This window comes from Mesorhizobium sp. Cs1299R1N3 (assembly GCF_037179625.1).
GTDB classification, from domain to species: domain Bacteria; phylum Pseudomonadota; class Alphaproteobacteria; order Rhizobiales; family Rhizobiaceae; genus Mesorhizobium; species Mesorhizobium salmacidum.
In genome coordinates this window covers 75202-88821 of sequence record NZ_JAPYKQ010000001.1, presented here as the reverse complement: position 1 = coordinate 88821, position 13620 = coordinate 75202, and the positions used below count along the sequence as shown (strand labels likewise).

Annotated in this window: 11 protein-coding genes and 2 pseudogenes; 9 read left to right on the top strand and 4 right to left on the bottom strand. The window is 59.2% G+C overall.

Annotation, left to right across the window (positions count from 1 at the left end):
* Window positions 1-131 precede the first annotated feature (131 nt).
* From O7B34_RS00395 to O7B34_RS32120, 7 genes are all read left to right on the top strand, one after another.
* Window positions 132-1565 (top strand): aldehyde dehydrogenase family protein, encoded by a 1434-nt coding sequence (locus O7B34_RS00395; protein ID WP_337144478.1) that lies wholly within the window; start codon window positions 132-134, stop codon window positions 1563-1565.
* A 6-nt stretch (window positions 1566-1571) separates the two neighbouring features.
* Window positions 1572-3116, top strand: coding sequence for a fumarate hydratase (locus tag O7B34_RS00390; protein WP_337144477.1), 1545 nt, complete (start codon window positions 1572-1574; stop codon window positions 3114-3116).
* A gap of 226 nt (window positions 3117-3342) precedes the next feature.
* Window positions 3343-3840 carry an Lrp/AsnC family transcriptional regulator gene (locus tag O7B34_RS00385; RefSeq protein WP_337144476.1) on the top strand — a complete coding sequence of 166 codons (498 nt, stop codon included), beginning with the start codon at window positions 3343-3345 and terminating at the stop codon, window positions 3838-3840.
* 162 nt (window positions 3841-4002) lie between these two features.
* Window positions 4003-5415: an aminotransferase gene (locus O7B34_RS00380; RefSeq protein WP_337144475.1), complete on the top strand. Its 1413-nt coding sequence runs from the start codon at window positions 4003-4005 to the stop codon at window positions 5413-5415.
* Window positions 5416-5997: 582 nt separating this feature from the next.
* Window positions 5998-6408, top strand: coding sequence for an MFS transporter (locus O7B34_RS00375; protein ID WP_442920926.1), 411 nt, complete (start codon window positions 5998-6000; stop codon window positions 6406-6408).
* A complete protein-coding gene (locus O7B34_RS32125) occupies window positions 6383-6634 on the top strand; it encodes a diguanylate cyclase domain-containing protein (protein WP_442920939.1) in 252 nt (83 codons plus the stop codon). Before O7B34_RS00375 ends, O7B34_RS32125 begins: the two co-directional genes overlap by 26 nt.
* 194 nt (window positions 6635-6828) lie before the next feature.
* Window positions 6829-6981, top strand: coding sequence for an EAL domain-containing protein (locus O7B34_RS32120; RefSeq protein WP_442920925.1), 153 nt, complete (start codon window positions 6829-6831; stop codon window positions 6979-6981).
* Between the two features lie 1006 nt (window positions 6982-7987).
* Here O7B34_RS32120 and O7B34_RS00365 read toward each other — a convergent pair.
* Window positions 7988-9619, bottom strand: coding sequence for a GMC family oxidoreductase (locus O7B34_RS00365; RefSeq protein ID WP_337144474.1), 1632 nt, complete (start codon window positions 9617-9619; stop codon window positions 7988-7990).
* A 97-nt stretch (window positions 9620-9716) separates the two neighbouring features.
* A complete protein-coding gene (locus O7B34_RS32115; protein WP_442920938.1) occupies window positions 9717-10031 on the bottom strand; it encodes a hypothetical protein in 315 nt (104 codons plus the stop codon).
* Window positions 10032-10331: 300 nt separating this feature from the next.
* Between O7B34_RS32115 and O7B34_RS00360 the strand changes: the two genes are divergently transcribed.
* Complete coding sequence (locus O7B34_RS00360) at window positions 10332-10787, top strand: Lrp/AsnC family transcriptional regulator (RefSeq protein ID WP_337145161.1); 456 nt, start codon at window positions 10332-10334, stop codon at window positions 10785-10787.
* 690 nt (window positions 10788-11477) lie between these two features.
* Here O7B34_RS00360 and O7B34_RS00355 read toward each other — a convergent pair.
* Window positions 11478-11675 (bottom strand): annotated as a pseudogene (locus tag O7B34_RS00355) (prephenate/arogenate dehydrogenase family protein); the annotation flags it as partial.
* A gap of 144 nt (window positions 11676-11819) precedes the next feature.
* On the opposite strand from O7B34_RS00355, the pseudogene O7B34_RS00350 reads away from it, so the two are divergent.
* A pseudogene (locus tag O7B34_RS00350) lies at window positions 11820-12035 on the top strand (IS110 family transposase); the annotation flags it as partial.
* Between the two features lie 303 nt (window positions 12036-12338).
* Here the strand turns inward: O7B34_RS00350 and O7B34_RS00345 are convergent.
* Entirely contained in the window at window positions 12339-13553 is a 1215-nt protein-coding gene (locus O7B34_RS00345) for an ATP-grasp domain-containing protein (protein ID WP_337144473.1), read from the bottom strand.
* Window positions 13554-13620: the final 67 nt, after the last annotated feature.

Sequence of the window (13620 nt, the reverse complement as noted above, 5' to 3'; positions counted from 1 at the left end):
CCAGATGGAATTGCGCGACAATTCATATTTGACCGGCAGCGCCCATCCGATGAAAATGCAGCGGAACAGACAGCGGTTCGGAACTCGTTTTATCGGAATCGCTCTGGCAAGATCACAAAGTGGAACATGCGATGACCGAAGCCAGGAGCTATCAGCTCTTCATCAACGGCAAGTGGCGAGCCGGAAGCGATGGAGCGACTATCCCGGTCATCAACCCGGCGACTGAAATGGTGTTCGCCTCGGTCGCCGCTGCATCGTCGTCCGATCTTGACGAGGCCCTCGCTTCCGCAGAGCGAAGCCGCCGGGCGTGGTCGTCACGACCCGCCAAAGAGCGCGGCGATCTCCTTGTGAGGGCCGCCCGGATCCTGGCGGCCAAGATCCCGTACGCAGTCAAGGACCTATCGACCGAGCAGGGAAAGACCATCGCTGAAGCGGCAGGTGAATACGCGCGGGCCGTCGAAACTTTTGACTGGGACGGGACGCACGCTGAAGAACTGTCGGCTGCCATTCCAATGGGCCCGAACCGAATGATCGTGCCTGCACCTCTCGGTGTAGTGGCTGCCTTCACGCCCTGGAATTATCCGGCCGTGCTTATCGCGCGCAAGCTAGCCCCCGCACTGGCGGCGGGCTGCCCGGTGATCCTCAAGGGGGCCGAAGAGACGCCAAGCGTCGCCATGCACATCGTCGAAGCGTTGCGTGAAGCGGGCCTACCAGACGGCGTCGTCAATCTCGTTTTTGGCGTGCCCTCGCAGATTTCTCGTCATCTGCTCAATTCGCCGATCGTGAGGGTCCTGACCTTTACAGGCTCGACGGCGGTCGGAAAACAGCTGGCAAGGCTTGCCGCAAACAATTTGCAGCGGTGCATCCTTGAACTGGGAGGGCATTCCCCAGTTGTCGTGTGCGCGGATGCTGATTTGACAAAAGCCGTGCCGGCAATTTCAGAATACAAATTCGAATGCGCTGGCCAGAGCTGCAACGCTCCTAGTCGAATTCTCGTCGCGCGGCCTCTCTATGAAGAGTTTCTGTCCCGCACGACTGAAGTCGCCCGGACGATCAAGATCGGCGCACCGGATGATCCAGCGACTGAGATGGGGCCGATGGCCAATGCCCGGCGAATCGAAGCCATGGAGCGCCTAACCAAGGATGCCACCGACCGAGGGGCGCACGTCGAGACTGGTGGCGCGCGGCTCGACCAGCTGGGCTTTTACTGGCCCCCAACCATTCTTACAGGCGTACCGAAAGACGCGAAAGTGCTTCATGAGGAGCCATTCGGACCAATCCTGACCGTCGCTCCATTCGACACGATCGAGGAGGCGATCGAAGAAGCCAATGCTACAGAGTATGGCTTGGCTGCCTACTTCTTCACCGCCGCCGCGAATTCGAAACGGGAGCTAATCGGTGGTCTTGCCGCCGGCGCTGTCAGCGTGAACTACCTGAAGGGGGTTTCCGCGGATGCGCCGTATGGAGGCGTCAAACAGAGCGGCTACGGGTACGAAGGCGGCGAGCACGGGGTACGGAGCTTCCAGAACCTGAAACTGGTCAATGGGCAGGGGTCATTGGGTTGAGCCACCGTGAGTAGGAGCACGCGAACCATCGCTGGCGAGGACATTACTAAGAGCGTTGCTGACGCCCTTCAGTATACTTCCTATTATCATCCGCCGGACTACATTCGCTCTCTCTCGCAAGCATATGCGCGCGAGCAAAGCCCGGCCGCCAAGAATGCCATCGGACAGATTCTGCTGAACTCTCGGATGGCGGCCTTCGGGCGGCGCCCTATTTGCCAGGACACCGGGCTCGTGGTGGTCTTTGCGAAGGTGGGCATGGGAGTCCGCATCAAGTCAAAGGCCAGTTTCGCAGACCTCGTGAATGAGGGCGTACGCCAGGCATATCTCGACCCCGACAATCCCCTGCGCCCGTCGATCGTCTCGGATCCGCTTGCCAGACGGCTAAACACCCGCGACAACACGCCCGCGGTCATCCACGTCGACCTCGTGCGAGGTAACCAGATTGAGATTACCATTGCAGCAAAGGGCGGCGGATCGGAAAACAAAGCGCGGTTCACCACCTTGAACCCCAGTGCGTCTGTTTCCGATTGGGTGGTTGACACCGTTTCAACCCTTGGCAGCGGGTGGTGTCCCCCCGGCCTAATCTCTATCGGTATCGGAGGTAGCGCTGAAAAAGCGATGCTTCTGGCCAAGGAGGCCATGAACGAGCCCATCGACATGTCGGAATTGATCGCCAGGGGACCATCAAGCGCCGAGGAGGCCCTTCGCATCGAGCTCTATGAACGGATCAACGCTCTGGGCATCGGCGCCCAGGGTCTCGGCGGTCTGATGACCGTGGTCGATGTCAAGGTCGCGACCCATCCGGCGCACGCTGCATCCATGCCTGTGGCGCTCATTCCGCAATGCGCTGCCAACCGGCATCTGACATTTGCGCTCGACGGGTCAGGGCCGGTAATGCTGCAGCCGCCCGACCTTTCCGAATGGCCTCAGATTGGAGCCGAGGAACTGCGGGTGAGTGGCGTGCGCCGTGTCAACGTCGACACGCTCACCAGAGAAGAGACGGTGTCGTGGCGCTGCGGAGAAGCGCTCCTCCTGTCCGGAAAGATGTTGACGGGGCGCGACGCCGCGCACAAACGAATGGTCGGCCTCATCGACGCAGGCAAGCCGCTTCCTGTCGATCTGCGGGGACGCGTCATCTACTATGTCGGCCCTGTCCGCGCCGTCAGGGACGAAGTGGTTGGACCGGCTGGACCCACTACTTCAAGCCGCATGGACGATTTTGCGGAAAAGATCCTCGCGGATACCGGGCTGTTAGCGATGGTGGGCAAGGCAGAGAGGGGACCGACGGCCATCGAGTCGATCGTGAGATACAAAGCGCCGTATCTCATCGCGGTGGGCGGCGCCGCCTACCTGATTTCCAAGGCGGTAAAGGCGGCCCGCCTCGTGGCGTTTGAAGACTTGGGCATGGAAGCCATCTATGAATTCGATGTCGAGGATATGCCAGTCATCATGGCTGTCGACGTAGAGGGGAACTCCATCCACAATTCCGGGCCGCTAGAGTGGCGCAAGCGCATGGCGGCCGACAGCATCGCGCGCAGCATCGGCATCTGATTTCCCCGAGGCATTTCGTCCTGATCAGGCTCCCAAACCGCCTCTCATGGGCAAAACCCGCTCATTCAAACGCCGCTCATTCATAAGGCTTGCGCGGGTAGGCGAGCTCCGTGCTACTAAGAGCATACTCGTCGATCGCAGAGTTAGCTGAACGGCAAGTCAGGCGATTGGCATAGCGCCCGCAGCAGCCTAACGTTTCTGCAAAATCAACTCCGCTCGAGGGGCCATGAAGCCGAACCTCAATACTGCGCGCCTGGACGCCTGGGATTTCCGGATCCTTACGGAGATTCAAGCAGACGGCCGAATCTCAAAAAGCGAGCTTGCCAAGCGCATTCATCTTTCGGCGTCCGCCTGTTCGGAGCGACTGCGCGTGCTCGAGGCTGTGGGTATCATTGAAGGCTATTTCGCCCGACTGAGTCCCTCTCTCACCGGCGGCGGCATTTTCGTGATGGTGGAGGTGGTGCTGAACCGTCACCGTCTCGAAGACCAACGCCGCTTCGAGACGGCCATCCAAGGCTTTCCGGAGATTCTCGACTGCTGGGCGATCGGGGGTCGGATCGACTACCTGATGCGGGTCGCGGCCCCGTCGATGGCTGCCTACCAGGAATTCATGGACCGACTGCTGCAGGTGGGATTGGGAATCGACCAGTATTACAGCCTTGTCGTAACCAAACCCGTGAAAGCTAATTCCCCCATTCCGTTGTCGGCTTTGGAGAAGCGCTAAACACGCTCCCCCTTGGTTTACACGGCCATTGAGGCACATTTCCGGGAATTCGTCGGGCCACCCCGCGTATTCCCGTGAATTACACCACCCTTTGGCTGCTATATTTATCGGCAGGCCGGCTGACAAGTTTGTTCGCCGAGCGATGAACGGGAGAGAGCGGCAATGAGCCTGACTAATCTGGGAACCAAACAAATCCAGGAAAAGGACCGCAGCTTCGTTTTCCATCCATCCACGCATTTGGCGAAGCACAGCCGCGGCGAGACGCCGACCCGCATCATGGCCGGTGCGGAAGGCGTTTACATTTGGGACACTGAAGGCCGCAGAAGCCTTGACGGTTTCGGCGGGCTCTATTGCGTCAACATGGGCTATGGATGCGCGGAGATAGCAGACGCGATTTCGCGGCAAGCGCATGACTTGCCGTTCGCGCATGTCTACGCCAGCCAAGGTACCGAACCGGTTGCTCGCCTGGCGGAGGCCGTGGTCGAATTGTTCGGACAGGACATGCGAAGGGTCTATTTCGGCCTGTCCGGTTCTGACGCCAACGAGACCAACATCAAGCTGGTCTGGTACTACAACAATATTCTAGATCGCCCTGAAAAGAAAAAGATCATTTCACGAAACCGTGGCTATCACGGATCCGGGCTGGTCACCGGCAGCCTGACAGGGCTTCCGTTCTTTCACAAATTCTTCGATCTTCCCTTAGATTTGGTGCGTCATACCACAACGCCTCACCACTATCGCCAGGCGCATGATGGCGAAAGCGAGGAAGGTTTCTCCAAACGCTGTGCCGATGAGCTCGAAGCCCTTATCCAGTCCGAAGGCCCCCAAACCGTCGCAGCCTTTATCGGCGAGCCGGTGCTCGGGACTGGAGGCATCGTTCCTCCGCCAAAGGGTTACTGGGCTGCGATCCAGGCAGTGTTGGACAAGCACGATATCCTTCTCATCGCCGATGAGGTCGTCTGCGGTTTTGGCCGAACTGGAGAGAAGTTCGGTTCTCACCTCTACGGCATGCGTCCCGACTTTGTCACAATCGCAAAGGGCTTAAGCTCCGCCTATCTTCCCATCTCGGGGTCGATTATCGGCGATCGCGTCTGGTCCGTTCTGGAAGAAGGGACCGAAAAGCATGGCCCTCTCGGCCATGGCTGGACTTATTCAGGTCACACGCTCTGCGCGGCCGCCGCGCTCGCCAATATTCAGGTCCTTAAGGAAAGGAATATCGTGGAGCATGTCCGCGATGTCGGCCCCTATTGGCTTTCCCGTATGAAAGCCGAGCTGGAGGGACATCCCATCGTAGGCGAGGTCCGTGGCATTGGCATTCTATCCGCAGTAGAGATGATGCGAGATCCCAAGGCACGGATACCCTTTGACCCGGGGCTTCAGGTCGGCGTGCGCGCGGCCGCTGCCCTGCTTGAAAACGGTGTCATCGGCCGGGCGATGCCGCACGGTGATATCCTCGGCTTTGCGCCACCGCTGATCATCAGCAGGCAAGAGGTTGACATCATCGTCGACGCAACCGCGAAATCCGTCGAGACGACCTATCGCGCGCTAAAGGCGGAGGGTGCGGTCCGGCGTTAGCGGCATCCGAAAATTCGGGGGATCGCGCGCCTATCAAAAAGCACCCTGCCGCAATTCCCTGCAGGCAGTTCATTACGCGGGCGGCGGCGTCGATCCCCACTTCGCCTTGGCCTGCAATATGACGAGGAGCACCTATCCATCTCGCAGCCAGATGATGACATTATACGAACGGCATTTGACGCCAGGCTCCGGCGCATTCATCCTGACGGAACAAAGGCACGTGTTGGTGTAACGTGTTGATGTAAGATGTCGATGTGGCTCGTCGAGGAATTCGACCTCATGGTCATCGCATGAGATTAGTCAATCACCGCCACTCCTCCCAAGGCGGACCTGGCCGGCGGGTGACGAACAGGTTGCTCGCCGGCTCCTTCTTCAATTTAGAGCAAAGAACTTTGGCTCGTGAAAGCCGAGCCTCACTAGCGGCCATGCCGCTCGAGAAGTTGGAAATCTTCGCTGGATCGATTATTGGACGATGAGGCTGCGGCCTTTTTGCCGGTCCTTTTTTGCAGGTGCAGGTTTTCCCGGCTCCTGAGCCTTTCTGCCCACGGCCGCGCCTTGTGGACGTAAGAGAGGCTCGTCCGAATGAGCAGGGTGGTGCGCGAGACGGGGCTGCAGTTACCTCGGCGACATTCGCGGCGCTGGAGAACCCACCTTTCGTGCGATCTGGCTTGGTGCGCAGGTGTCGAGCTTGGGCTGGCTGATGCAGACCATTGCGATCAGCTGGCTCATGGCGACCATCTCGACCTCGGATATGATGGTCGCGCTTGTGAGACTTCCACGACACTGCCCGTGTTCATCCTGTCGATCTTTGCCGGGGCCATTGCCGACAATTTCGGCCACCGCACATGTGATGGCGCTCGGCTGGTGTGCTTGATAGCGTTGTCGTCGACGATGCTGACTGCTCTCGTGGGGCTCGGCTTTTGCAGTGCTTGGATGATCCTGTCGACATCGACAAAGTGGACGGCAAATCCAAGCAGGTCAACGATTCGCTAGGCCATGTGGGCACACTGTCTTGCAGGCGATCGCCGAGAGACTGCGGCATTGCGTCGGGGAAAAGGATTTTGTGGCGCGCTTTGGCGGAGACGAATTCGCTTCGTGCAAAATGCAGTTTCGTCTGAGCCGGAATTTGCCCGATGGTACGATGATCTCGCCGAGTGAGTTCGTGCCTGTTGCCGAACGAACAGGTGCGATCGTGGAAATACGGGGAGTGGGTTCTTGAGCAAGCGTGCCTAGAATGCCGCAACTGGCTCAAGAACGTGCGTGTCGCTGTCAATGTGTCACCGGTGCAATTCTTTCGCATCGGGTGGCAACTGTTGAGCGGATTCTGGCTGAGACGGAGGTGTCTCCCCAAATGCTGGAACTGAAGATCACCGAATCGGTCCTAATCAGTGATACGATCTTCGTTGACTGATTTTGCGTGACCTTCGCAGGATGGGCATACGAATCGCCCCTGACGATTTCGGTTCCGGCTATTGTTGCGTGCGTTATTTGCGCCAGTTCACAATCGACAAGATCAAGGTCGACAAGACTATTGTTGATGACGTTGCGCGAGCGAAAAGGCGTTGAACATACTCCGCAGGGCCTCGAAGATTGCGTCAGAAATCGGCATGATAGTCACTGTCGAGGGAGTGGACAACCAAGGCCCAGATGGCGCGAGCCATCTTGTTGGCGAAGGCCACCCGCCAGCATTGGCGGCTTGCCTGCCATGGGCGAAGCCACGAGCCTGCCGGAGCTCCGTTGGGGGCCGCCCAACGTAAGACGCCCCTGGCGCCAAGGATCAGCAGCGCGGCGGGGTCAGCTTGCCTATCTTCGACGTGGCGCCGAGCTTCTGCCTGCCGCCCGTGGAATGGTGCAAGGGCGTGAGCCCCACGCAGGCGGCAAGGTACCGTCCGCGATTTCAGCCGGCGGGCCAGCGGCGCCAACGCCACCGCGGTCACCGGACCCAGACTGGGAATGGGCATCAGCCGATGCGCTGTCTCATCCTCCTTGGCTCGCTGGGCAACTCCAGATATGTGATCTGCCTGCTTGTCCACCCGATGGAGCGCCTCGACCAGCATCTAGAGGATTGGTCGAGCAAGCTCCGGGATCGGCTGTTCCAAATCCTCGAAGCCTCCACTAGTCTAGGAGCGGAACGTGAGCCGGCCATTTGGGCCGCCTGCAGATCGCCTCGGCGTCGGCTGCATCGTTCTTCTGGCGCTAGACGACGGGTTCACGTAAGCCGGCGGGATCAGCCGGACCGCATGCCCGAGTTGGCCGATCTCTCGCGCCCAATGGTGAGCGGTGCCGCAGACTTCCTTCGCCACCGTGTAGGGTGACTGAGACGAGAAGAACACCAGGACCTGGTGCCGCCCAGGTTCAGCGCGGAACAGGACCGCTCCCGATGCGTCGGCACCGCGCATCTGGAACGCGCTCTTCGCCAAATGCAAGCCAATCGTGCTAACCTCTCCCGTGGACGCCTCCCTATAAAGGTGCAACCAACACCTCTACTGTGGCACACCGAGGCTGTTGGGGCGTCCACACCATAAAAGCCGGGCCAAGAGATAGTGGTCAGCGACACGAATTTCCCCGCCGCTTATCGCGCATCCGAACGGATCATGTCCGCCGCCTTCTCGCCAATGGCCATACTGGAAGCGTAAGTGTTGGCCGACGGGATGGTCGGCATGATCGAGGCATCTGCAATGCGCAGTCCCCGCAAACCATGAACACGCAACCGCTCGTCAACCACCGACAGGGGATCGGACGTGGGACCCATTTTCGCCGTACCAACCAGATGATACCCTGTAGATCCATGCTCCATGCAGAATTTCAGCATCGCTTCGTCGTCGGCAATCTCCGCGCCTGGCACCGTTTCGCTCTCCAAATATGGAGAAAGCAGTGGAGAATGCAGGACGCGGCGGACAAACTTCATGCCGGCTACCAATACGGCGCGGTCGAGCGGGTCGTCAAGATAGTTAGGCTGGATAATTGGATCCACCGCTATGTCGCGGGAGCGCGCTCTAACATAACCTCGGCTGCGAGGTCGATGCTGCCAAGCACCGGCTGTCACTCCGGGGTAGCTGTCCAGCATGTAGTGCCGCCCTTCCTTGTAGCTTCCGGGCGTGAACACGCATTGGAGGTCCGGCTCGTCGAGTGCAAGGTCCGATCTGGTGAACATGTACGCTTGGCTCGGAGCGTGGGACAGTATGTTGGGACGCCCTAACGACCATTTAGCGATTTCGAGAAGAAGGCGGGGCCCCTTCGATAACTCATTAAGCGTCACCACGCCGGGCCGTGCGCGCATTACCATCCGAGCGGAATAATGATCCCTAAGGTTTTCGCCGGCGCCGGGCAGTTCGTGCATGACGGGCACGCCGATATTCGAGAGCAGCGCGCCAGGCCCAATGCCTGACACTTGCAGAAGACGGGCCGTGTTGACTGCGCCCGCTGAGATTACCACCTCTCGCCGGACGCCAATTTGGATTTCAGTTCCGCTGTTCTTCGGCCTGTAACTTATACCGGTCACCCGCGAATCCTCGATGATGAGTGATGTGACGGTCGCTTGGGCAATAAGCCGAATGTTCTGCCGTTTCAGTGCGGGCCTGAGAATCGCTGCCGCTGAACTGACCCGCACCCCCTTGCGGATCGTGCGCTGGAAATAACCGACTCCTTCCTGATCGCCGCAATTGTAATCCGGATTGAGCGGAAGACCAAATGCCTGCGCTGCTTCAATGAAGGCCTCAGAGACAGGATGAAACCAGTCCATCTCGGTAACCGGAACACCATTGCGATTGCGCCCGTGGACTCCAACAGCGCCGATGCCGACCCTCATTTCTGACTTGCAGAAGTAGGGCAACAAATCCGCCCAGCTCCAGCCGGCATTTCCCATTTGTGCCCAGGTATCGAAATCCGAAGGTAGCCCACGGTTATAAACCATGCCATTGACCGATCCGCTGCCCCCGACGATCTTTCCTTGCGTAGTGGGAATTGCCCGGCCGGCAGTCAGCGCCGTCGGTTCGGTATGAAATTGCCAGGTAATCTGCGACTGCAGCAGCGTCTTCACGAACCCAGCAGGAATCATTACATAGGGTCGCCTGTCACTTGGCCCCGCCTCGATGAGGCAGACTCGCATTGAGGTATCCTCAGCCAGCCGCGCCGCGACGATAGAGCCGGCAGCGCCTGCCCCGACAACGATGTAGTCATACATCTCTTTGACTTTCGCGATCACGACCTTATCCCCTGTGCAAGGATCTTCCCTAATTGGCTCTGTTCGTTCCCCGTGATCGACAAGCCCGCATCGACTCCAATGCCCGGGTTTGCCAGCATCAGGTCCGCCTGTGTCGGAACCGCCATATACCCCGATGATGTGCGGCCGAGAGGTCCGTATCCACGCAACTCCCGCCGACGTAGGCCCCTATACTTGCCGCATTGCAGGCGATCACCGCACGTACGCGTGCCGCAACGCCGCCCACATCGGGCATCTTGATCCGGACAAAATGCGTGGCACCAGCAGCAGCGATAGCACGATTGTCAGCAAGCGGTTTGCAGTGTTCCTCGCCAACGATCCGCGCCATGGACCCGAGCCGGGCGAATTCCTCAGGTGTTTCTCGCCAAGTTTGGCGTGCTCTGGCGGGCGGCATCCAGAGCGTCGGCGACGTCACCGGTACCCGCGGACGCAACCCTGGCCGCAATGGCCGGTTGATGATGTCAAGCAGGCCGTTAGACCCTTCGCGCCAGGGGCCGTCGATGAAAAGGACACAGGTTGTCACGCGCTTTTTTCCTACGTCTCGGTGAGCGATTTGCCGTTAGCCTAGGTGGCGCAATCATGCCTCGGAACGGGCAGGTGGTGTTTCTGTTTTCCGCCAAAATGGCTATTGGACCAGTTCATTCTTCTGCTAAGAAGGGACTATCGTGGAAGAATGACCCGATAGGGGGTTACCCTGAGCACTCACGAGCTTGACCGAATCGATTGGAAGATTATCGGAGAGTTACAGGCCGATGGACGGATCTCGAACGCAGAGCTCTCTCGCAGGGTGGGCCTGTCTCAATCCCCTTGCTGGACCCGCGTCAAGAGCCTTGAAGAGCGCGGCATAATTACCGGCTATCATGCCGCAATCGACCAGCGGGCGCTCGGACGGCCGGAAACGATGATCGTTCAGGTCACGATGGAAAGGCATGCCGACCGGTCAATGGCTGATTTCGAGGCTGCGGTTCGCGCGCTACCGGAGGTCTTTGAGGCGAGCGTCATCGCCGGCGAGTTCGATTTCCAGCTGAAAGTGTCGCTGCGAGACACCGCCGAATACGAACAATTTCTACGCCGGAAGCTCTACAAAATCTCCGGTATACGCAACGTCCGGTCGATTTTGTTGATCCGCGACATCCTGAAGGAGAAATAGATCGGACTCGCGACGCCGAGCAGGCCGGATCACTATTTGCATGTGATCGAGTTGATGCGACGCGGCGTTTTACCAGCCAAATCGGCCCTTGATCCGTTCATCTTCGAGGCAGCGAATGGTCTGGATCACCTCGCGCGCAGCGTCATCGACTCCGCCACGATATCCTTTATGAGTGCGAGCAGGAGCTGCTGGCGACACCGCACATGTCGATACCCGGCGGTTTCTGGGCGGCCTCGAGGCCCGCGAAGCCGGAACCGCATCGACAGGCGCACGCGCCGGACACCTCGCTCAGCCGGGCTCCCCAGCTCTTCTCGATCTGGCCCTCCAAAGAGCCGGTTCTCGGGATCGCAGGCGGCAGAGCGGCGCTCGGCTAGCGACTCCTCATAGCGCGCCTGCTGCAGGTCCATCTCGAACATCTGACGAAGCTCTGCTCAGGGATCGTCGAAAGTGGACCCAATCCCTTCCTCGACCAGCCCGGATACTCTAGGCTCGATGTCGTCCAAGATCAGAATTAGCGCATTGGCGAGGAAAGTGATCGCCACACGCTGGCGCCGCCGGAGAGTTTCACGCCGCGTTCGCCGATCGGCGTGCTGTGACCGTTCGGCGGGCGCGCAATGACGCCGTAAGCCGTACACAATCCGGTTAACCCGAGTTTCCCTATGTGCCAGTGCGATCTCCTCAGCCACGACGTCCGGAGGTGCCGACGGCCACTGAGACTATGACGAGATCGGCCCCGCGAACCGCCTCGTGGGCGTCGGTCGTGTCGGTGGCGCCGAGCTTCAACTCCTCGGAGCGCTTCAGGGTCCTCGGCGCCAGGAGTTGCAATGGCTATATGGCCGGCCAGCCCCTCGCGCATATCACGCGCGCTAGCGAATCGACCAAGGCGATTCAAGGACGGGGTTTCCACATGACTAGTTTTCAGGAACTCGGCGAGTGCGGCGACTACCCCCAATTGGCTTCTTCGGTTTCGACCGCCACCCGCAGCCCGTTGGCGCAACCGTGGCCAGCAAGGCGCCGGAGAATAAAGCCGCGCGGTTGCGAACCACCATGGTCCAGCTCGCTTGGCTTTAGATACGCCACCAGGCGGGGTCGAACCTTACACAGTGGTTCCAATCCAGGCTGAGACGTAACGGAGGTCGCTTGAAGAAGACTACGATCGTCGCGCTCGCGCGAAAGCTTCTGATTGCTCTCCGGAAATACGCAACATCCGGCGTCATCATCGAGGGCGCCTTGATGAAAGCCGCATAACAAGCTGTCTCGTTCCCTAGGGCCTGATCAGTCCTGACGGATGCAGGTGGACGAACCGCATGGCAGGCTGGCCTAAAACGCCGCTCACTCAGAATGGTCTCGTCGCGTAAGCCCAGCCGCCGCAAGCCGAATGTGAGGTTGATCTGCTCGGTTAACGAGCAGAGTCATGCAATTCGGGCTCAAGCTAGATCCCATAATTTGAAAGGGTATCGATACGACAAGCTAATCCACTTGACCGGCGCTTCCCCATGTGAGCCTGCCATGACCGCCTTCGCTCAGCGAATTTGCAGAACTCTCAGCACACTACCGAAACGGTTTGATCGACCAACTAATCGAGTTAACGGCGCGCTCAAGTATCGCCTGGGTCTCGGCACGGCTGGGCGACGCGGCAATGACATGTCCGATCGAGTCTCGGTAATCGCCTTGCCTGATGATCGGCGTGTTGGGTTCAACATAGAATTTGACCTCGGCGACACCTGGTACAGCAGCCGCGCGAGCCTCGCCACCGATCCGATCGAGGATTCCATCGCGATCAGGAACGAGGCACCGCGCGGCCGCAATCTGCGAATGCCTTCTGCGCAAATCCCATTCCTCGCCGATGATAAGCTTGATGTGCTCGGTGATGAGATCGACACCGTAGGCCAGCTGAATCCGCCGAGGAGTGGTTCCACCCGCAAGGCGCGGATTGACTTCGATGACGATTGGGCCACGCTTCGTCCAACGGAATTCAATGCACGTTGGCCCCCAGCCAAGGCCGAGAGCTCGCAGACAGCTCAGCGATACATCGGCGATACGCTCATGCTCGTCATCAGTCAGCGAGGCCGGAAAGATGCTCTCACGAAACACGAAATGCGGTGGCGGGCCGAAGTCGGAAGCACCAATCCCAACGACATCATTTCCCATTATGTCGGCGCAATAAAAGGGGCCTTGTGCGAATTCTTCGACCAGTATGTTTGGCGAACACTGCCAGATGTGCTTCCCGCCCAACAGATGCGTCGTATGTTCGGCCACCTCGTCGATGCTGCGGCACAATCGGACACCGCTGCTGCCTCTGCCTACGGCCGGCTTAAGTATCACCGGTAGGCCGATCTCGGTAGCAGCGCTTTCAACCTCCCTCGCATGCGCTGCTACGCGATAAGCAGGTATTGGAACGCCGGCCGCCGCGAGAAGCTGACGTTGAGTGAATTTATCGCAGCATTGTTCGATCGACGCAGGGTTCGGTCCCGGTAGATCGAAATGCCGGCAGAGCTTGCCAGCTGTCGCGTAGGACGGCTCCCAGGGGCTCGTAATGCCAGCAATGTCATAGGTCGCACGCAGCCGGGCACATTCGTGGATCAGCGCATCGAGATTGTCCGTATCGACACGGATTGCCTCAACCCTTTCCGGCGCATGATAGTCGAAGCGAGTTGCATCAGCCGACAGGGTAATTGGATGAAGACCAAGACGCCGAGCCGCTTTGACGTACAGGGGGCCGTTGGCCCTTGTGCCTTCAACCAGGATGAGCGCTCTTCTTGCCACTGGGTCGACCTCCGTTGCGTGCTATGCGCGGTCTGAGCCTTAAATTGGCATCAGCTTTTTTAGCTGT